The organism is Euzebyella marina (genome assembly GCF_014855515.1).
Lineage (GTDB): Bacteria > Bacteroidota > Bacteroidia > Flavobacteriales > Flavobacteriaceae > Euzebyella > Euzebyella marina.
This window is the reverse complement of record NZ_JACYFK010000001.1, coordinates 1,732,370-1,751,242: the sequence shown is the minus strand read 5'-3', so window position 1 is coordinate 1,751,242 and position 18,873 is coordinate 1,732,370. Positions and strand designations below refer to the sequence as shown.

Annotated in this window: 18 protein-coding genes; 14 read left to right on the top strand and 4 right to left on the bottom strand. The window is 40.0% G+C overall.

The genetic code is table 11. The features are described from left to right. Nucleotides 1-9: 9 nt before the first annotated feature. The gene (locus IL356_RS07100) at nt 10-2,352 is read right to left on the bottom strand and encodes a multicopper oxidase domain-containing protein (RefSeq protein ID WP_121850134.1); all 2,343 of its coding nucleotides are present in this window, start codon (nt 2,350-2,352) and stop codon (nt 10-12) included. Nucleotides 2,353-2,460: 108 nt separating this feature from the next. After that, nucleotides 2,461-2,877 carry an HYC_CC_PP family protein gene (locus IL356_RS07095; RefSeq protein WP_162987945.1) on the bottom strand — a complete coding sequence of 139 codons (417 nt, stop codon included), beginning with the start codon at nt 2,875-2,877 and terminating at the stop codon, nt 2,461-2,463. A gap of 257 nt (nt 2,878-3,134) precedes the next feature. On the opposite strand from IL356_RS07095, the gene IL356_RS07090 reads away from it, so the two are divergent. The 8 genes from IL356_RS07090 to rodA all read left to right on the top strand — a co-directional run bounded on the left by IL356_RS07090 (nt 3,135) and on the right by rodA (nt 12,262). After that, the gene (locus tag IL356_RS07090) at nt 3,135-4,238 is read left to right on the top strand and encodes a hypothetical protein (protein WP_121850136.1); all 1,104 of its coding nucleotides are present in this window, start codon (nt 3,135-3,137) and stop codon (nt 4,236-4,238) included. Between the two features lie 129 nt (nt 4,239-4,367). After that, complete coding sequence (locus tag IL356_RS07085) at nt 4,368-4,832, top strand: GAF domain-containing protein (RefSeq protein ID WP_121850137.1); 465 nt, start codon at nt 4,368-4,370, stop codon at nt 4,830-4,832. Nucleotides 4,833-4,971: 139 nt separating this feature from the next. Then, nucleotides 4,972-6,498, top strand: a complete 1,527-nt coding sequence (gene purH / locus IL356_RS07080) for a bifunctional phosphoribosylaminoimidazolecarboxamide formyltransferase/IMP cyclohydrolase (protein WP_121850138.1) — start codon at nt 4,972-4,974, stop codon at nt 6,496-6,498. Between the two features lie 68 nt (nt 6,499-6,566). Next, a complete protein-coding gene (locus IL356_RS07075; RefSeq protein WP_013992538.1) occupies nt 6,567-7,595 on the top strand; it encodes a rod shape-determining protein in 1,029 nt (342 codons plus the stop codon). Between the two features lie 93 nt (nt 7,596-7,688). Further along, nucleotides 7,689-8,510 carry a rod shape-determining protein MreC gene (mreC, locus tag IL356_RS07070; protein ID WP_121850139.1) on the top strand — a complete coding sequence of 274 codons (822 nt, stop codon included), beginning with the start codon at nt 7,689-7,691 and terminating at the stop codon, nt 8,508-8,510. Then, on the top strand, nt 8,500-9,009 hold the full coding sequence (locus IL356_RS07065; protein ID WP_121850140.1) for a rod shape-determining protein MreD: 510 nt from the start codon (nt 8,500-8,502) through the stop codon (nt 9,007-9,009). The genes mreC and IL356_RS07065 overlap by 11 nt, the downstream gene beginning before the upstream one ends. A 50-nt stretch (nt 9,010-9,059) precedes the next feature. Further along, nucleotides 9,060-10,970 carry a penicillin-binding protein 2 gene (gene mrdA, locus IL356_RS07060; protein WP_121850141.1) on the top strand — a complete coding sequence of 637 codons (1,911 nt, stop codon included), beginning with the start codon at nt 9,060-9,062 and terminating at the stop codon, nt 10,968-10,970. Between the two features lie 8 nt (nt 10,971-10,978). Next, a complete protein-coding gene (gene rodA, locus IL356_RS07055) occupies nt 10,979-12,262 on the top strand; it encodes a rod shape-determining protein RodA (RefSeq protein WP_121850142.1) in 1,284 nt (427 codons plus the stop codon). A gap of 7 nt (nt 12,263-12,269) precedes the next feature. Here rodA and IL356_RS07050 read toward each other — a convergent pair whose 3' ends face one another. Continuing rightward, complete coding sequence (locus IL356_RS07050) at nt 12,270-13,070, bottom strand: DNA/RNA non-specific endonuclease (RefSeq protein ID WP_121850143.1); 801 nt, start codon at nt 13,068-13,070, stop codon at nt 12,270-12,272. A 187-nt stretch (nt 13,071-13,257) separates the two neighbouring features. On the opposite strand from IL356_RS07050, the gene msrB reads away from it, so the two are divergent. The 4 genes from msrB to IL356_RS07030 all read left to right on the top strand — a co-directional run bounded on the left by msrB (nt 13,258) and on the right by IL356_RS07030 (nt 15,409). After that, complete coding sequence (msrB, locus tag IL356_RS07045) at nt 13,258-13,719, top strand: peptide-methionine (R)-S-oxide reductase MsrB (RefSeq protein ID WP_121850144.1); 462 nt, start codon at nt 13,258-13,260, stop codon at nt 13,717-13,719. Next, complete coding sequence (gene msrA, locus IL356_RS07040) at nt 13,712-14,251, top strand: peptide-methionine (S)-S-oxide reductase MsrA (RefSeq protein ID WP_121850145.1); 540 nt, start codon at nt 13,712-13,714, stop codon at nt 14,249-14,251. The genes msrB and msrA overlap by 8 nt, the downstream gene beginning before the upstream one ends. 129 nt (nt 14,252-14,380) lie before the next feature. Further along, entirely contained in the window at nt 14,381-14,797 is a 417-nt protein-coding gene (locus IL356_RS07035; RefSeq protein ID WP_121850146.1) for a DoxX family protein, read from the top strand. Between the two features lie 102 nt (nt 14,798-14,899). After that, nucleotides 14,900-15,409 carry a peptide-methionine (S)-S-oxide reductase gene (locus IL356_RS07030; protein ID WP_121850147.1) on the top strand — a complete coding sequence of 170 codons (510 nt, stop codon included), beginning with the start codon at nt 14,900-14,902 and terminating at the stop codon, nt 15,407-15,409. Between the two features lie 58 nt (nt 15,410-15,467). Here the strand turns inward: IL356_RS07030 and IL356_RS07025 are convergent, their stop codons facing one another. Continuing rightward, nucleotides 15,468-17,606, bottom strand: a complete 2,139-nt coding sequence (locus IL356_RS07025) for a carboxy terminal-processing peptidase (protein ID WP_121850148.1) — start codon at nt 17,604-17,606, stop codon at nt 15,468-15,470. A 189-nt stretch (nt 17,607-17,795) separates the two neighbouring features. On the opposite strand from IL356_RS07025, the gene surE reads away from it, so the two are divergent. Together surE and IL356_RS07015 are read left to right on the top strand one after the other, a co-directional pair. Then, nucleotides 17,796-18,572 carry a 5'/3'-nucleotidase SurE gene (gene surE / locus IL356_RS07020; protein ID WP_121850149.1) on the top strand — a complete coding sequence of 259 codons (777 nt, stop codon included), beginning with the start codon at nt 17,796-17,798 and terminating at the stop codon, nt 18,570-18,572. 16 nt (nt 18,573-18,588) lie between these two features. Beyond that, entirely contained in the window at nt 18,589-18,873 is a 285-nt protein-coding gene (locus IL356_RS07015; protein ID WP_121850150.1) for a hypothetical protein, read from the top strand.

Sequence of the window (18,873 nt, the reverse complement as noted above, 5' to 3'; positions counted from 1 at the left end):
GATTTAAAGTTAGAATCTCGCCGAAAGACCTCCGCCGACCCCAAATCGATTATCATAGCTAACCTCCAATGATAAAGTTCTAGATAAGAGATATTCCAGTCCGGCATTCCATACTATCTCATTTTGAAAACTATCATCGAAGGGCAAGTCATTTACCCAACCAAAATCGGCCTGATACTCGAACTCACCAAAAAGTAGAGTTCTTGGGAAAATCATCAATTCACGCTGCAAGCCTATTTGCGGCCTGAGTTTATTATCTATGCGAACATCTAGATTAAAAAGATACGGCGTTAAATACCTTACGCCAGCTATCGCAGTCGTTGTAATATCCTCTAAATTATCGTGCGACTCGTTTTCGATATTCACACCCCCAAACACACGTAGATAATCGAATAGATACCTTTCATATGACACCTCAGCCTCCAAATTTTCGTTCCACCCGTATTCAACATTTAAATTGAACTGATTTCGAATGTTCGAGGACAAGTAATTTAATTCTGCCCTGTGCGAAGCAAGACCGACCGTTCCCCACGAATAATATCGATTGGTTTCATCAATCAATTTAGATGCCGGGTAATTTTTCATTCGAACATCCCTTGGCGTATCGTAACTGAAAATTCTTGTCATACCACTCATCATATGGTAAAGCACATGGCAATGAAGTAGCCAGTCACCATAAGCATCTCCAAAAAACTCAATGGTTACCTCTTCCATCGGTGGAACGTTCACCGTATGTTTCAGAGGTGAATAAGCACCATTTTTATTAAGGACCCGGAAAAAATGCCCGTGTAAATGCATAGGGTGGTGCATCATGGTCATATTGTTGAAAGTAATTCTCGTAACCTGACCTTCTTTTATCTTTATATTATCGGTTTCAGCCAATGGCACACCGTTCATACTCCAAACATAGCGGTTCATATTACCGGTAAGGTTTAGAAGAATTTCTCGTACCTCTGCCCCTTCAGGAAAATTAGTAGGCTCAGGAGACTTCAAATAATCATAGGTATACTCTGTATTCATTTTCATAGACATACCTTTCTTCGGTGCGTTCATGCCCATAGCATGCCCCATTTGACTATGATCCATTTTCATATCCTGAGAAGAATCGTCCATCGATTGATGCATTTCATGATGCCCTTTCATTTTAGTTGAATCTTGGGGCTTATCTTCACTTTTCAACGACATAGCGGCATGGTCCATTTTCATACCGTATTCTTTCTTCATCTCGAAACGCTCATCTTTATTAGGCCTAAACTTGAGTGCGGGAGCCCCCATTTTCATATCCATCTGGGCCATGTGCTTCATCATTGCAATCTTATCGGGCCGAGGTACTACGGGAGCTTTTAGAATTTCTCCCTGACCTAAAAAAGCAGATGCCGTACCCGACCCGTCTTGTGCCATTACACGAAACTCAACACGTTCTTTTTGAGGAATTGTAACAATGAAATCATAGGTTTCGGCAATACCGATAAAGGTTTTGTTTTTTTCAACCGGTTGTACATCAAGACCATCGGCCGAAATCAACTGAGGGTTCTCTCCCCCGAACGTCATCCAAAACATTGTGGAGGCGCTACCATTTATAATTCGTAGTCGAATTTTTTCGCCGGGTGAAAACGAAGGATATTCCTGCTGTTGTTTTCCATTTATCAAGAAGGTTGGATAATATACATCGGCAATATCGGCCCCTTCCATTCGCTGTTTCCAAAAATTAAATTGCGCTCCAAGACCTCCTTGACCAATCACCCGGTTCAAGGGTGTTGATGTTCCTTTTTTGACTTGGTACCATTCAGTACCCCTCTTGAGGTTACGCAAAACACTTTTAGGTTTTTCATCCGTCCAGTCTGACAACAACAGAACCAATTCACTGTCATATTGCTTCTCTTCTTTTTTGGGATGTATAACAAAGGCACCATAAACGCCACTTTGCTCTTGAAGCATGGTGTGCGAGTGATACCAGTAGGTTCCGGCCTGCTTGATCGGAAACTTATAAGTAAAGGTAGTACCGGGTGCAATCGGTGGGGTTGTCAAATAGGGCACTCCATCTTGGTAATTTGGCAGAAGAATACCGTGCCAATGTATAGAGGTTTCAACTTTCATGTTGTTCTTTACATGAATAACAGCGGTATCACCTTCGGTAAATTCGAGTACGGGGCCAGGTATACTACCATTGACGGTCATACCCATCGCACTTTTACCTGTTTTTTGAACCTCTTCATGGTCAATAACGAGATTGTACTCTTGAATAGGGCCTTTAGTATCTTGCGCTTGAATGGAAACCAAGGGGATTACAAGAAAAACCAAAGGACTTAAATTTTTAAATCTTTGCAGTAGATCGTATAATATGAAAAGCATATATCGATTTTATTTTCATGAACATTTAACTTAATCCCAGAAAATCTGAAATACACAAAAACACCGTCACGAATAAACCGGACGATTGTTTTCTAAATGCCGTAAAAATCAAATCAAAAAGACCTCATTGACCAAATGAATGTCTTTGGTCAGCAAGGGAGGTGGATACAAATCGAAAGGCCTATTTTGAGTTTCGGCCTCCGTTAGAAGTGAAATGTAAGAGTAAATAAAAGCGGTCAGAAATACTTTTTGGGGAGTACCAATTTGATCAAACCCCTTTAACAAATCATCTTGACCCTGCATAGAAATGGTTTCATCACTACAGCAAGAATCTTCAGATTGTTCGACGGAATCTTGATTATCACCAAAATCCATATCCATTCCGCAGTCATCTACTTGACTGAATAAAGAAAAATCCATCAACCTTCCCATGCAATAATGCTTTTCTACCTTCCACGATGTGGTGGAAAGCAACAAAAGCAATGCCATGCAGCATGAAAAAATGCGATGTAAAAATTCTTTCATACTGCAAAATTAAGAAAATAAAACAAGCCTATTGTTTTTCTTGCATTTTATCGAATTTTCAAAACCCTACAAACAACAAACAAATAATTGAAAATAAACAACTTAATTCAACAAGTCTAGCTAGTCTCAAGCCATGTTATTAAGAAAATTTTAAGAAATTTCAGATACTTAAAAACAGGTTTGAAAGTTATGTAAGAACGCCCGAACCAGAGAAGGTTTTGGCAAACCCAAATGAAAATAAAACTTAATCGTATACTATGAAAAAAACATTACTCTCAAGAGTTGCCCTAAGTACTATGGTTTTCGCTATGGTTCTTGGCACTCAAAGTTGTAGCAAAGATGACGGAAATGTATTTGACACCCCTGATACGGGGCAAGAAAATGAAGACGACCCCGAAGAAGAAGTCGATGATGTAGCTACCTTGGTCTTTAACGAAGGGGATCCTTCAAATGATATTTTTGTGGCCGATGCCAGTGGTGAAGCCGGTGGCGTTGTACCTGGCCGTGTTATTTTCACTTCTACGGCGACCACTCAACGAAGAATGTATATCACCCAAAATATAGGAGGGGGCGGTGATATGCCCTTTAACAATTTTAATTTGGATAGCGACGATTTAAAAAAGGCGCTTAAAGCTGATGGTTCTATTGATTTGGATGGGGCTACTAAAAAAGAAATCGACTTTACTTTTAACCTTCCGGTTCCTGATATTGATAATGGCGAAATTGTGTATAGTTTTTGGACTACCACTGGAAAAGGAGATTTTAGGGATCCTACCAAAAGACAAGCCTTAGGTGTTGGAACCATTACGGTAACCGTTGGTAACGGAAATAACCCGGATGCAGAGGTACGCCATTTCACCGATATAAAATTATTTGCTCCTGCCGAAGATGGGAGAACGGAATCCTTCTTCTCTTTTCTTGATGGTTCTGTTTACAAAATTGTAGATGGAAATGTTGACGACGAGGAAAAAGGCGCTGCATTTCGTGCCTTCTGGGATTTCGGATATTTTTACACTAACGACGACAAAGCTTCTTTTGCCTCTACTGCCTATTATAAAACAGCTTTCCCTTTTGATGTAGAAGGGTTTGAAGCAGAAGAGGGCGTAGAAGATGAAGAATTGAACGAAATGTATTTTAATCTTTCCGCAAAAACAAGTACTGAATTTGATGCAATCGTACTAGCTGAAGACCTTGAAACTATTGAGAAGTCGACTTTTCCAGAATTCAATAGTATGAATGCAGGAGACGTTATAGAGTTTGTTGACAATTACGGCAAAAAAGGCCTTATTAAGATAACAGCTGTTGAACCAGGGTATGATAACAACGATTATATTATGTTCGATGTAAAGATTCAACCATAAAATCTACTAAAGAAAGTTTCAAATACTTTTAAAAGGATGCCCTCGGGTATCCTTTTTTATATCTATTGATTAAGGTTTTAGTTAATATGCGACCAATGGTATAATTATATTTGCAAAAAAATTTTGACCATGTTAGAACAAGCACAGGCTAAAACCTCGGCAATACTCAAATCACAGAAACCTATAGTTGTAATACAGCAAGAAATTTGCGATTATTTACAGGCAAATGTTGCGCATTACGACTGGGTCGGGTTCTACTTTAAAAATGGTGATAAAGAAGAATTGAAACTTGGCCCTTATGCCGGAGAGCCTACCGACCATACCATCATTCCTTTTGGGAAGGGTATTTGTGGTCAAGTGGCCGTGTCTAACCAAAACTTTGTAGTTCCGGATGTAACCGCTCAAGATAATTATATCGCTTGTAGTATTACAGTAAAAGCCGAGATTGTAGTGCCCCTATTTGTAAATGGAGAAAACATTGGTCAGATAGATATTGATTCAAACACACCGGACCCATTTACCGAAGAAGATGAACGGTTTTTAGAATTTGTCAATTCTGAAATTGCAAAGCTCATAGAAAGAGAACGGCAGTGAAACTCACACCGGTACATCTAACCGACAAGCATTTAGCCGTTTACAACTTGTAACTATTTGTTAATAACCTGATCGTTTTTTTGGGCATAAAAAATTACTTTTGCGTGTCATTATATTACGATAACTACACGCAAATAACATGAGCACCAAAAAAGCAACCTCCGCATTAATTTCTGTATTTCATAAAGATGGTCTTGAACCGATTGTAAAAAAGTTCGATGAGCTTGGCATTACCATCTATTCTACCGGAGGAACTGAAAAATTCATTAAAGATTTAGGTATCGATGTAGTACCTGTTGAAGATGTCACCAGTTACCCTTCTATTTTGGGTGGCAGGGTAAAGACCTTGCACCCGAAGGTTTTCGGTGGTATTTTGAATAGACAGGACAATGAAACGGATGTGGCTCAATTGCAAGAGTTCGATATACCTCAGCTAGATATTGTCATCGTTGACCTTTACCCTTTTGAAAAAACAGTAGCAAGCGGTGCCTCAGAGCAAGATATCATTGAGAAAATTGATATAGGTGGTATTTCTTTGATCAGGGCTGCTGCCAAAAATTACAAAGACGTACTTTGTGTATCTTCCATGGAGGACTATTCAGAGGTTCTGAAAATAATTACCAACGGCAACGGTAGTACTACCTTAGAAGAACGTAAACGTTTTGCTACGAAATCTTTTAATATCTCTTCGCATTACGACACTGCCATTTTCAATTATTTTAACCAAGGTGAGATTCCTGCGCTAAAAGTTAGTGAGACCAATGGTAAAGTTCTTAGGTATGGTGAAAACCCTCACCAAAAAGGGTACTTCTACGGTGATTTTGACGCCATGTTCGAAAAGCTACACGGTAAAGAACTGTCTTACAACAACCTATTAGATGTTGATGCTGCCGTAAATCTCATGCAAGAGTTTAAAGATGATGCGCCCACCTTTGCTATTCTAAAGCACAACAATGCCTGTGGTTTGGCCCAACGCGAGACTATTCACCAAGCCTATGTAGATGCTTTGGCAGGAGATCCGGTTTCCGCCTTTGGTGGTATTTTAATAAGCAATGTAGAAATCGATAAGGCAACAGCCGAAGAAATACACCAACTTTTCTGCGAAGTGGTTATTGCACCAAGCTACTCAGAAGAGGCCCTCGAAATCTTAAAAGGAAAAAAGAACCGTATAATTCTGGTTCAGAACGATATTGCTTTGCCAAGCACACAGGTTCGTACTTGCTTGAACGGTGTTTTGGTGCAGGATAAAGATAACAGAACCGACGCTGTTGATGACTTGCAGTACGTAACCGACAAAAAGCCGACACAAGAAGAAATTGACGATCTGATATTTGCCAGTAAGTTGTGTAAGCACACCAAGTCGAATACCATCGTTCTTGCCAAGAACAAACAGCTTTGTGCCAGTGGTACCGGACAAACATCTCGTGTAGACGCCCTAAATCAGGCAATTCACAAGGCAAATCACTTTAATTTTGACCTGAATGGCGCCGTTATGGCCAGCGATGCTTTCTTCCCTTTTCCAGATTGTGTAGAAATTTCGCATAAAAATGGTATTTCGAGCGTTATACAGCCGGGCGGGTCTATTAAAGACCAATTAAGCATCGATTATTGTAATGAGAATAATGTGTCTATGGTGATGACGGGTACTCGTCATTTCAAGCACTAATTTTACTACATTTGTCGATGAATAGCACACCCCAATCGAGCTAGTAACGTAACCAAAGAAAATTACAAATGGGATTTTTTGATTTCTTGACCGAGGAAATCGCAATCGACTTAGGTACTGCGAACACCCTCATCATTCACATGGACAAAGTCGTGGTTGACAGTCCGTCTATTGTTGCACGCGACCGTATCTCCGGTAAAATTATTGCCGTAGGTAAAGAAGCTAATATGATGCAGGGAAAAACGCATGAGAATATTAAGACCATCAGACCTCTAAAAGATGGGGTTATTGCAGATTTTGATGCTTCCGAAAAGATGATCAACATGTTCATTAAGAACATTCCCGCTTTAAAGAAAAAATGGTTTCCACCTGCATTGCGCATGGTTATCTGTATTCCTTCCGGTATTACCGAAGTAGAGATGAGAGCGGTAAAAGAATCTGCAGAAAGAGTTAACGGCAAAGAGGTTTACCTTATTCATGAGCCGATGGCGGCCGCAATTGGTATCGGTCTAGACATCATGCAGCCGAAAGGTAACATGATTGTCGATATAGGTGGTGGTACTACCGAAATCGCGGTTATCGCACTGGGTGGTATTGTGTGTGACAAGTCGGTCAAGATTGCAGGTGACGTTTTCACCAACGATATCATTTATTACATGCGTACGCAACACAACCTATATGTGGGCGAAGCGACCGCTGAAAATATTAAAATTGAAATCGGTTCGGCAACCGAAGATCTACAGACGCCACCAGACGAAAAATCGGTACAGGGTAGAGATTTGTTGACCGGTAAACCAAAACAGGTACAGATTTCATATCGAGAAATTGCCAAAGCTCTTGACAAATCGATTCTTAGGGTTGAAGATGCCGTGATGGAAACATTATCACAGACTCCGCCAGAACTTGCTGCCGATATTTACAATACCGGTATTTATTTGGCCGGTGGTGGCTCGATGCTTCGTGGTCTTGATCGTCGATTATCTCAAAAAACAGATTTACCTGTTTATATTGCTGAAGATCCTTTAAGGGCCGTTGTAAGAGGTACCGGTATTGCGTTGAAAAACTTAGAGCGCTATAAAAGCATCCTTATCAAATAAACCTTAAACGAATTCGGGGCGATTTCGAGGTTTCTTATGTAATTAATTTTCCAGTCGGAATGGCTTCGCAAGATTCACCTAACTGAATAGCGAATGCAGCAGATCATCAACTTTATCATACGATATAAGAACTTTCTTCTTTATATCTTATTGATGATCATATCTTTGGGGTTCACCATACAGTCTCATTCGTACCATCAATCCCGGTTTTTCAACTCATCTAACTGGGTAACCGGAAACATTCTGAGAACCTCCAATAATGTGAGCACTTACTTTGGCCTTGATCAAGAAAATCAGAAGTTGATGGAGGAAAACCAAAGGTTAAGGCACCTTCTTTTTAATAAAGGGGAAATAGATACCTTGGTTTTAGACTCGGTGCAACAAACATATACTGTTACAACGGGTAAGGTAATCAAAAACAGTTTTTCATACCCCAGAAATTATATCACCATCGATAAAGGACGAAATGATAGTGTTCGTCCCGACATGGGAGTAATCACGAGTAAGGGTATTTTAGGAATTGTGGAGAACACCTCTAAAAATTTCGCCACCGTTCAAAGTATACTCAACGAAAAATCTAATATCAATGCCAAGATCAAGAACACCGATCATTTCGGTTCTTTGGTTTGGGACATGAAACGTTTCGATGTTGTGCAATTGGTCGACATTCCACGTTTGGTGCCTTTGACCATAGGCGACACCATCGTTACGGGTGGTATGAGCAGCATTTTCCCAGAGGGTATTCCCATTGGGACGATTCGCAAGTTCGACCTTAACACTTCAAAAAGCTTTTATAGTATAGACGTAGCCCTATTTAACGATATGACGAACATTAAAAATGTCTATATCGTGAATAACAACTATCGCGAAGAAATATTGGAACTTCAAAACCAGACCTCAACTGATGATAAGTAATTACTACTTCTTAAATGTAATCAGGTTTATACTACTGGTTCTGGTTCAGGTATTGGTTTTTAACCGTTTGAACTTTTTTGGTTTTATAAATCCGATGGTCTATATTTTATTTCTTTATTGGTACCCCATTAAAGAAAATAGGGCCACATTTATAGGTTTGAGTTTTCTATTGGGCCTAGCCATTGATTTTTTCTCTGATACCATGGCCATACATGCAGCTTCAACAATTACCATTGCCTATATAAGGCCGGCCATTATGCGTTTTGTTTTCGGTGTTAACTTTGAATTTCAAAGTTTTAAACTTAGTAACACCACTCAAGTACAACAAATTACGTTTTTAACGTTATTGATATTAGTACACCATCTGGTTTTCTTTATGTTAGAAATTTTCAGTTTGGCCAATTTCCTTTTAGTTTTGAAAAAAGTTTTAGCGACCGGGGCGGCCACTCTAATTCTTTGCTTACTGTTCGGATCACTATTTAGTGTTCGAAAAGATTAAAATCAGGGTCTAAATCACATCAATGTCTTAACATCAAAATTTCATCGTAGATGAAAAAGCTACTGTTATCCTCAATTATCGTAATTATTGCATTCACTTTCTTGGGAAGGCTTTCTTATTTGCAGATTTTCAGCTTTTCACCGGACCAAGTTCTTGAAGACCCCGCGATCAAACGGGTGTATGATTACCCCGAAAGAGGATATATCTATGACAGAAATGGCAAGTTGCTCGTAGGTAATGACCCAGCTTATGATGTGATGGTAATTCCTAGAGAGGTAAGAGCCCTAGATACATTAGAGTTTTGTAACCTTCTAGGTATTGATAAGGAAAAATTCAGCAAAGAGCTAAGAAAAGCCCGTATCTATTCCCCAAGGCTGCCCTCTGTTTTTGTTCCTCAATTATCGAAAGAAGACTATGCCAAGCTTCAAGAAAAAATGAGGCACTACAAAGGCTTTTATATTCAAAAGCGGTCCCTTAGATATTACGACACCAATAGTGCGGCAAACGTTTTGGGCTATATCAGTGAGGTAAACGAGCGTGACTTGGCAAAGAACCCTTACTACGTACAAGGCGAACTTACTGGTAGAACAGGAGTCGAGAAGCAATACGAAGATATTTTAAGGGGCCGAAAAGGAGTTCAGTACATTCAAAAAGACCGTTTCAATAGGGATATTGGGAAGTACAAGGATGGAATTCTTGACACCTTACCAGAGCAGGGTATGGAAATCAATATTACCCTTGATAAGGATTTGCAAGAATACGGTGAAAAACTAATGGTCGGAAAACGTGGTGGTATTGTTGCCCTAGAACCATCAACGGGCGAGATATTGGCCATGATCTCGGGCCCTACCTATGACCCTTCATTACTTGTTGGTAGAGAGCGATCTAAAAACTACAGTGCTCTGCACTATGATTCGATCGCCAAGCCTTTGTTCGATCGATCGATTTTGGCCGAAGGATCACCCGGTTCTCCATTTAAAACATTGAACGCCCTAGTAGCCTTACAAGAAGGGGTTATTAGCCCCAGTACTACCGTACAGTGCTACAATGGTTTTTATGTGGGCCGAAAAAAGCGAGGGTGCCACTGTGGGGGAGGACTTCGAAAGCTGAACGATGGCATTTACAAATCATGCAACGCCTATTTTGCGGCCACTTTCAGAAAGATTTACGAAAAATACGAGACTACCGATCAAGGTATGGATGTTTGGGAAGAACACATGAAAAGCTTTGGCCTTGGCCAATACCTAGGTTATGACCTTCCTACAGGCCGCAAGGGTCGTATACCTTCAAAGGAATATTATGATAAGTGGTATGGTGACAATAGATGGGCGCCTTCATACATCATCTCGAACTCTATAGGGCAGGGCGAAGTCGCAGTTACCCCGATTCAGTTGGCCAATATGACCGCAGCTATCGCCAACAGAGGTTTTTATTACACCCCTCACATTCTCAAAAAAGTAGAAGGAAAAGATATTAGCATACCTGATTTTGTTGAAGCGAAACATACAACCATCGATAAGCAACACTTCGAGCCCATTATTCAAGGGATGGCCGATGTGTATGAAAAGGGTACAGCGAAATGGGTACAGATTCCTGATGTCAGAATCGCCGGCAAAACAGGAACAGTTGAGAATTTCACCAAAATCGACAGTGTTCGGGTACAACTTACCGACCATTCCGTTTTCGTTGCCTTTGCTCCTGTTGAAAAACCGGAAATTGCCTTGGCCGTTTACATCGAAAATGGTTATTACGGTTCAAGATACGCAGGCCATATCGCTTCTTTATTGATTGAGAAGTACATCAAAAAAGAGGTTACCCGTACCGATCTGGAAAAGCGTATGCTAGAAAGAACCTTGGAATACGAATACGCCAAACCTTATTTAGGCCGTGAATTCAAAATAAACGAATACGACTGGAGTCAGCATTCAAAACCTCTTGAAGAACTCATTTCTAGAGAATAAAACCATCTATGTCCGGAAAAAGCGTACTTAAAAGGGTCGATTGGCTTACTGTTCTTTTTTACCTGCTCTTGGTCACTATTGGCTGGGTCAATATTTATTCAAGCACCTTCTCTGAATCGGATTCCTCTATTTTTGATTTTGGAACCCTGCATGGAAAACAACTCTTTTTCATTGGGGCGAGTTTGGCATCGATAGTAATACTCTTGGCGCTTGAAGCCAATTTTTACGAACGGTTTTCAAGCTTGATGTATCTCATAAGCATGGTATTGCTTTTAGGGCTCTTTGTTTTTGGTAAAACGATTGCCGGTGCTACCTCATGGTATAATCTAGGTTTCTTCAATTTGCAGCCCTCTGAGCTAGCGAAAGTAGCAACAGCAATGGCTTTGGCCAAGTACCTAAGTGACATTCAAACCGATATTAAACGAAGAAAAGATCAACTCTATGCTTTTGGCATTATACTCTTGCCTGCATTGTTGATCATACCCCAACCCGACCCTGGTAGCGCCTTGGTATTTTTCTCTCTCTCTTTCGTGATTTTTCGAGAGGGGTTACCTCTCTATTACTTGGGTATTGCCCTTTTGGCTATCTTAACTTTCGTTACCACCTTGATGTTCGGTACCATTTGGGTAGTTATTTTCATCGCATTGCTATTGGTACTTTTCTTCTTGCTGAAGAACAAAAAATTTAAGGTTCCCGTATTTTCGTTGTCATTGGCTGTGGTGGTAACCATTCTATTTTCTTTGTCGGTCAATTTTGTTTTCAATAATGTATTTGAGCAAAGGCATAGAGATCGCTTCAGTCTATGGTTGAGGCTTGAAAAAGACCCTGGCAAACTGGAACAAATCAGAAAAACAATCGGCTATAACACCTATCAATCGGAGAAAGCGATAGAATCGGGCGGTTTTTTTGGGAAAGGATTTTTAGAAGGCACCCGCACCAAAGGAGACTTTGTACCTGAACAGCATACTGACTATATATTTTCAACGGTTGGCGAAGAATGGGGCTTTCTTGGCACTTCAACGGTTGTTGTTCTATTTACCTTATTGCTTCTAAGATTGGTCTATCTAGCCGAGAGGCAAAAAACCGATTTTAGCCGAATGTACGGCTATGGGGTAGTATCGATACTTCTAATACATTATTTCATTAACATAGGCATGGTGATTGGCGTTCTACCGACCATTGGTATACCATTACCGTTTTTTAGCTATGGTGGATCTGGGCTTCTTTTCTTTACTATTCTTCTATTTATCTTTCTAAAGTTAGATGCAAATAGACTAAAGGAGGGTATTTAACCCTTTTTCAGAAAGACCAGTCGCTTTCTCCGTTAGATGCTTCCAAAGTATTCTCAAGGTCATCGGAAAGATTTTTGAAGAAATCGATTCTCGTTTGTTTTTCAATCTCATCGATAGTGACCGTAAACTCTTTCAGAGGTTTGTTACTCTCCTTTCCTAACATTAAAAAAGCCATTGCCTTTGGCCCATCAGAATCGTTTCTAGCAATTATTTTGTAATAATAGTTGGGCACATCAACTTCTTCCTCTCCTATTTCCTTAAGCCCCTCTTCCAGAACACCACCGGTAACAATAAAGATTTCACCATATTGCCTGGCCCAATCGCGCACTTTAATCTCCAATCTGTTCCAAATACCGGAGTTAAAAGCCCTGTCTTGAGGGCTAATATTACTAGTGTAAAAGGTTTCGTTATACGCTTGTTCAGAGAACCTCCTATCCCCTGCCGGGCAGAGATGACCCCTATCATATCCCGACCCTCTATAATTTCTCCAATCGGCAGATTTTGTTTTCACCAACGGGTCTTCAATAAAATAAGGACGCTTTCTCTGGTCATTGGTCAAATGTTCTCTTTTTAAGGTATATGCTACCCATTCAGCCTGTTCAAAAGGCTCATTATACGACAGAATATAATGACCATGTTCCACTATCGCCCCAGTTGTAGAACTAGGCATAAAATCATTGGATATATCGGTTTGCAGCCCCATTATCTTAGCATCAGAATAGGTAGCGGGCGTGTAAAAATTATTGAATACCCAAAAGCCAACAATACAACAGATGATTAAAACAGAGTAGACAGTTTTTCGTTTCATATGCACAAAATTAGCCCATTAAAACTAGAGAATATGCTCGGTGGCAACTTCTTTGGTCACCTGTAAGCAATAAAACCTTTTACCGACAAAATACCTAGTGCAGAAAAGTTCCTTTTTTTCGTATTTGCAGTCGATAATTGAAAGGAAGATTTTTAATTTGCCGTAGATTAATTTGAAAGAACAGGTTATGCTTACATGGAAAGACATTATCAATTTCAGCGTTAAAGGAAACCCTACCCCTGACAAGCGCATTGAGAAAACAGATGCCGAATGGAAAGAGGCGCTTTCACCTGAACAGTTTTATATCACCAGAAAGAAAGGTACCGAACCGGCACATTCAGGAGCCTTATGTACCGCTCACGAAGCCGGAAAATATAACTGTGTCTGTTGCGACACCCCTTTGTTCGATTCTACCATCAAATTTGAGTCAGGAACAGGATGGCCGAGCTTTACGCAACCCATTAAAGAGAACGCCATCAAATATGAGAAAGATAGTTCTTTCGGTATGATTCGTGTAGAAGTAATGTGCAACACTTGTGATGCGCATTTGGGGCATGTATTTCCCGATGGGCCAGAGCCAAGTGGTCTTAGGTACTGCATCAACTCAGAATCATTGCAATTACAACAAGAAAACACAGTGCATGAATAATTCATCTATGGAAGTGGCTACCATTGGCGGAGGGTGCTTTTGGTGCGTGGAAGCCCTTTTACAACAATTAAAAGGAGTAGAAAAAATAGTTTCAGGTTATAGCGGAGGTACCGTGCCTGGTAAACCGACTTACCGCGAGGTTTGTTCAGGCCTAACAGGTCATGCCGAAGTAGTACAGGTTACTTTTGACCCTAAGATCATATCGTACAAAGATTTGTTGCTAGTCTTCTTAACAAGTCACGACCCGACTACTTTAAATAAACAGGGCGGTGATGTAGGAACGCAGTATAGGTCGGTAATCTTTTACCATAATGACCATCAAAAGAAGGATGCAGAAGAGGCTATCAAAGAACTAAAGCCCTATTATTCGGATCCTATAGTTACCGAGGTAAGCGCGGCCCAAACTTTTCACGAAGCTGAAGAGTATCATCAAGATTACTACCGCAATAACACGACTCAGGGGTACTGTAGTGCCGTAATAACACCGAAATTGGCCAAATTTCGAAAAATACACGCAGAAAAATTAGCATAAAAAGCTTATGATACCATTTATAGACGAATGAATACCATCCGTCTACGGAAATCGGTAATTGGACTTTTCTGAACAGGATTTTGGGTTTTATCAAGGTAATTTTATCGAACAATTTAAAACCCAATTCTTATGAAGACCACAAAACTTTACTACAGAATCGCCCTTTCGATATTTAGTGTTGCCATGGTATATGCGGTAGCAAATTCATTTATCAATTATGATACCGTTGCTATTAAGTTTCAACAGTTAGGTTACCCTACCTACCTCATTTCGGTGCTGGGTGCCGCTCAAATGATTGGCCTTGCCGTTTTAATCATCAACAAGAATAACTGGTTGCGAGAATGGGCCTATGCAGGCTTTTTCTTAAATTTTATTTTTGGGATTATAGCACACTTAATGGCTAAAGAAGGTAATGGAGCTGCTGCCGTAGTATGTATCATTGTTCTTTGGGTAGCCTATGTACAGAATAAAAAATTATCGGAACAAACCACTGAAGAAGACAACATTGAGAAGATAAAAATTCGAACGCTTAGAAAAGTAATTTAACTGCAAGTAATTCTTAACAATGGCCTGCCTAGTGCAGGCTTTTTTATTTTATGTGATAGCTAGTACTTAAACTAACGACCAAATAAGGGAAGAAAATTGGAAATGACTGAAATGCAAAAGATTGGTTTTGGAGGCGGATGCCATTGGTGTACCGAAGCGGTCTTTCAAGCTATAAAAGGAGTTTGTTTGGTTGAACAAGGTTTTATAGCCTCAAATGGTAAAAATCATTCCTTTTCAGAAGGAGTCATTGTTCATTATGACCCGAAAACTATCAGCTTATACCTCTTAGTTGAAATTCATTTAAATACCCATAAAAGCACTTCTGCCCATTCAATGCGAGAAAAGTATCGATCCGCGGTTTATTACTATTCCAGTTCACAGAAAAAATTAGTAGTCGATATCTTGAACGAACTGAATAAAAAATTCGATACTAATTTGGTTACTGAACCCTTAGTCATGAAGTGTTTCAAAAAATCTCCAGAGCATTTTCAAAATTATTATAACTCTGACCCTGAAAGACCTTTCTGTAGAACTTACATCAAGCCAAAGCTTGACACTGTTGCCACTAATTTTTCCAGTTCGGCTGAAATAAATAGTAAAAATACATTCTAAAAGCAAAAAGTCCCCAGAAATCAATCTAGGGACTTTTTATTATCTTTTTAATACTCTATCAACCTTTGACGGCCAATTTGCCATGTTTGATGTTGTTTACCCTTAAATCTTGAAGCACATTTACGGCCTCTTCTACGTAAACATCTTTAGCCAAACTTTTATGCCATCTGTCCCTCTTCTCGCGAAGCACCGAATCTTTGGTAAACAAAGCCTCTTCATACTTGAGAGATTCAAAGGTCAACTTGCTGTCATAATCGTTAATGACCTTGAAGTAGTCCGATTTTACCTTGTCTTTTTCCTCTTCTTTTCGATAAGTATTGTAATTAAGAGAAATGACCATTTCATCTTGCTCTGACTTTAACCATTTGGCATTTTCTTCTATCAATTTTATCTGAGGATTGTTAGCCATTCTTTTGGCACTATTGGCCACAGTTTGCTCGTAGTCGATATAACCATCCCAAGGCTTATAATCAGCAGGTGAAATTTTATCCCATTTCAACGGATTTGACTGATCTTTTTCTCCTAAATCAATGTAGCTATACTTATCAGGAACCACCACATCGCTCTTAACACCTTCTAGTTGGGTAGAACCACCGTTGATTCGATAGAACTTTTGCGTAGTTAACTTAATCGCGCCCAAATCGCCGTGTTCGTTACTACGTACTATGTTGTCAAGCGGAATCACGTTCTGCACCGTACCCTTACCGAAGGTCTGCTTGCTACCGATTACAATTGCTCTTTTATAGTCTTGCATCGCAGCCGCTAAAATTTCAGATGCGGAAGCCGAAAGTTCGTTCACCAATATTACCAATGGGCCATCCCACTGAATGCGCTCATCTTTATCGTCATATACATCTTTACCTTTACCTGATGATCGAACTTGAACTATTGGGCCGTCTTTAATAAAAAGACCCGCCATTTCGACTACGGTCTTCAAAGAGCCGCCACCATTATCTCTCAAATCAATTATAAGACCCTCAGCGCCCTCTTCTTTCAATCTATCTACCTCTTTGGCTACATCGGTAGCAGCGTTGCGCTCGGTATAATCATCAAAGTCAACGTAGAATTTAGGTAAATCGATAAGACCGAACTTTTGGTCACCTTTGATGATGTTGGCCGATTTGGCAAATGACTCTTCCAATTCAACCACATCACGGGTTAATGATACTTCCTCTAAAGAACCATCAATCTTTCGAACCGTTAAATTAACGATAGTACCTTTTGGCCCCTTGATCAATTTAATGGCATCATCTAAACGCATGCCAACGATATTGATAGGTTCTTCACCTTTTTGGCCCACTTTAAGAATTTGGTCGCCCACTTCTAGCTGACCATCTCTCCAAACCGGTCCTCCAGAAATAATATCAACAATCTTGGCCCCTTCAGGTTTCTTCTGCAACCTTGCTCCAATACCCTCGAACTTGCCCGACATGCTCATATCGAACTTCTCTTTATCATCGGGTGCAAAGTAAAAAGTATGTGGGTCAAATTCATCGACAATGGTATTGATGTACTGTACAAACCAATCTTTTCGCTCGAGGTCATCAACAAAGTCAAAAAACTCATCTAAGGTCTTTTTGGTAGAAGCCCTTGAAGATTTTTCGGCTTCTTCCGGAGTTAAAGGAGCAGCTGTAGCCTCATCCTCATCCTCCGATTCATCAGACTTCTCCATTTGTCTCATTTTAGAATCGTAAGTACCTAGAGTGGCATATTTTAATTGCAATCTCCAACGCTCTCTCAATTCTTCTTTGTTCTTTGCAAATTGCATCTTTTCGTAATCGATATCGATATTCTCGTTCTCGTTATAATCGAAAGGATGGTCTAAAACTTCTTGATACAAAATCTTAGCAGCTTCCATACGCATCATCAATCGGTCATATACCAAATTGAAGAAGGAAATATCGGTGCTCTTAATCTGATCGTCCAATTGAAATTTGTATTGCTCAAACTCCTTGATATCATCCTCTAAAAAATATCTTTTGGTAGGATCGATTACATCTAAAAAATCGTTGAAGACACTAACTGAAAAATCATCGTTAATGTCTTTCGGCTCGTAATGGCCCTTTTGTAAAACATAGGTAATTAAATCGAGTAGTAATTTATCTTTATCGTCATTCTCAAAAGACTTATTCGTAAAGCCGCAAGAGGCTACCGATATAAGCATTACGCCGAGCACATAGGCTAGATTTCTTTTCATACAACTAAATTTCGATTTTAAAATGCCGTTCACCAAAATGAACGGGAAAATTCACAGTTAAAACTAATGAATTCCCTAAGATACTGAAAAAACCATGCCACCTATGGCAGAGCGCCATTAATATTTTGTTAAACGAAGGTGGGTCGATGTCTTTTGTAAAACGTATTTTTATGCCAGAAATTATCCTGCATGAAAAAACCTTTGATACTGGTAACCAATGATGACGGAATCACCGCACCAGGACTTCGGTCTTTGATAGGCTATATGAAAGAAATTGGTGATGTAGTGGTGGTAGCACCCGACAGTCCGCAATCTGGCAAAGGCCACGCCATAACTATTGACAACACCCTTTTTTCGGCCAAACTGGTGGTAGACAAAGAAAAGGGAGCCCCCCTAGAATATAGCTGCAGTGGCACCCCTGCCGATTGTGTAAAATTGGCGTTGCAAGAACTTCTTGATCGCAAACCCGACATTTGTGTGAGTGGTATCAACCATGGTTCAAATTCTTCCATCAATGTTATTTATTCTGGCACAATGAGCGCTGCCATTGAAGCAGGTATCGAAGGTATACCGGCCATTGGCTTTTCTTTATGTGATTACAATTGGGATGCCGATTTTTCAGCGGCCGAAAAATTCATCAAATCCATTGTCAAGAAAGCTTTAAAAAACGGTATCCCGAAAGGTGTAGTGCTTAACGTCAACATACCCCAGGCCAAAAAAGATGACATCAAGGGAATAAAAATATGCCGACAGGCCAAAGCAAATTGGAAAGAAAAATTCGACAAAAGAACTAGCCCTGCGGGCAGAGACTACTATTGGCTTACCGGAGAGTTTCTATTGCTCGACAAAGGGGAAGATACAGATGAGTGGGCCTTGGCCAACAATTACATTTCAGTTGTACCCACCCAATTCGACCTAACCGCCCACCATGCCATTCAAGGTTTAAACGAATGGGGACTAAACTAATACTCAACCAAACCATATGAATACAAGAAAGGAGTTATTAATAGGATTTTTAGTAGGGGTCATTGCCAATATTATAGGCACATTGCTATACATTTTGTTGTTTTCAGATTTAGGTATCGTAGAAACCTACGAGGCAGCTGTAGAACAAGAGCACGTGGGCAGTCTTTTGGCACTTGGCGCGATTCTCAACCTTTTTGCTTTTTTTGGTTTTCTTAAAATCAGAAGGGATCAAAGGGCCAAAGGCGTTCTTATCGCTACCATCTTGACCGCAATGGTCATACTTTACTACAAGGTATTTTAA

Coding starts and splice junctions, on each gene's coding strand:
- IL356_RS07050 (WP_121850143.1), bottom strand. CDS start 13,070: ATGAAACGAAAAACTGTCTACTCTGTTTTAATCATCTGTTGTATTGTT.
- msrA (WP_121850145.1), top strand. CDS start 13,712: ATGAATAATTCATCTATGGAAGTGGCTACCATTGGCGGAGGGTGCTTT.
- IL356_RS07075 (WP_013992538.1), top strand. CDS start 6,567: ATGGGATTTTTTGATTTCTTGACCGAGGAAATCGCAATCGACTTAGGT.
- purH (WP_121850138.1), top strand. CDS start 4,972: ATGAGCACCAAAAAAGCAACCTCCGCATTAATTTCTGTATTTCATAAA.
- IL356_RS07030 (WP_121850147.1), top strand. CDS start 14,900: ATGACTGAAATGCAAAAGATTGGTTTTGGAGGCGGATGCCATTGGTGT.
- IL356_RS07065 (WP_121850140.1), top strand. CDS start 8,500: ATGATAAGTAATTACTACTTCTTAAATGTAATCAGGTTTATACTACTG.
- surE (WP_121850149.1), top strand. CDS start 17,796: ATGAAAAAACCTTTGATACTGGTAACCAATGATGACGGAATCACCGCA.
- IL356_RS07090 (WP_121850136.1), top strand. CDS start 3,135: ATGAAAAAAACATTACTCTCAAGAGTTGCCCTAAGTACTATGGTTTTC.
- IL356_RS07085 (WP_121850137.1), top strand. CDS start 4,368: ATGTTAGAACAAGCACAGGCTAAAACCTCGGCAATACTCAAATCACAG.
- IL356_RS07100 (WP_121850134.1), bottom strand. CDS start 2,352: ATGCTTTTCATATTATACGATCTACTGCAAAGATTTAAAAATTTAAGT.
- IL356_RS07025 (WP_121850148.1), bottom strand. CDS start 17,606: ATGAAAAGAAATCTAGCCTATGTGCTCGGCGTAATGCTTATATCGGTA.
- mreC (WP_121850139.1), top strand. CDS start 7,689: ATGCAGCAGATCATCAACTTTATCATACGATATAAGAACTTTCTTCTT.
- msrB (WP_121850144.1), top strand. CDS start 13,258: ATGCTTACATGGAAAGACATTATCAATTTCAGCGTTAAAGGAAACCCT.
- mrdA (WP_121850141.1), top strand. CDS start 9,060: ATGAAAAAGCTACTGTTATCCTCAATTATCGTAATTATTGCATTCACT.
- rodA (WP_121850142.1), top strand. CDS start 10,979: ATGTCCGGAAAAAGCGTACTTAAAAGGGTCGATTGGCTTACTGTTCTT.
- IL356_RS07095 (WP_162987945.1), bottom strand. CDS start 2,877: ATGAAAGAATTTTTACATCGCATTTTTTCATGCTGCATGGCATTGCTT.
- IL356_RS07015 (WP_121850150.1), top strand. CDS start 18,589: ATGAATACAAGAAAGGAGTTATTAATAGGATTTTTAGTAGGGGTCATT.
- IL356_RS07035 (WP_121850146.1), top strand. CDS start 14,381: ATGAAGACCACAAAACTTTACTACAGAATCGCCCTTTCGATATTTAGT.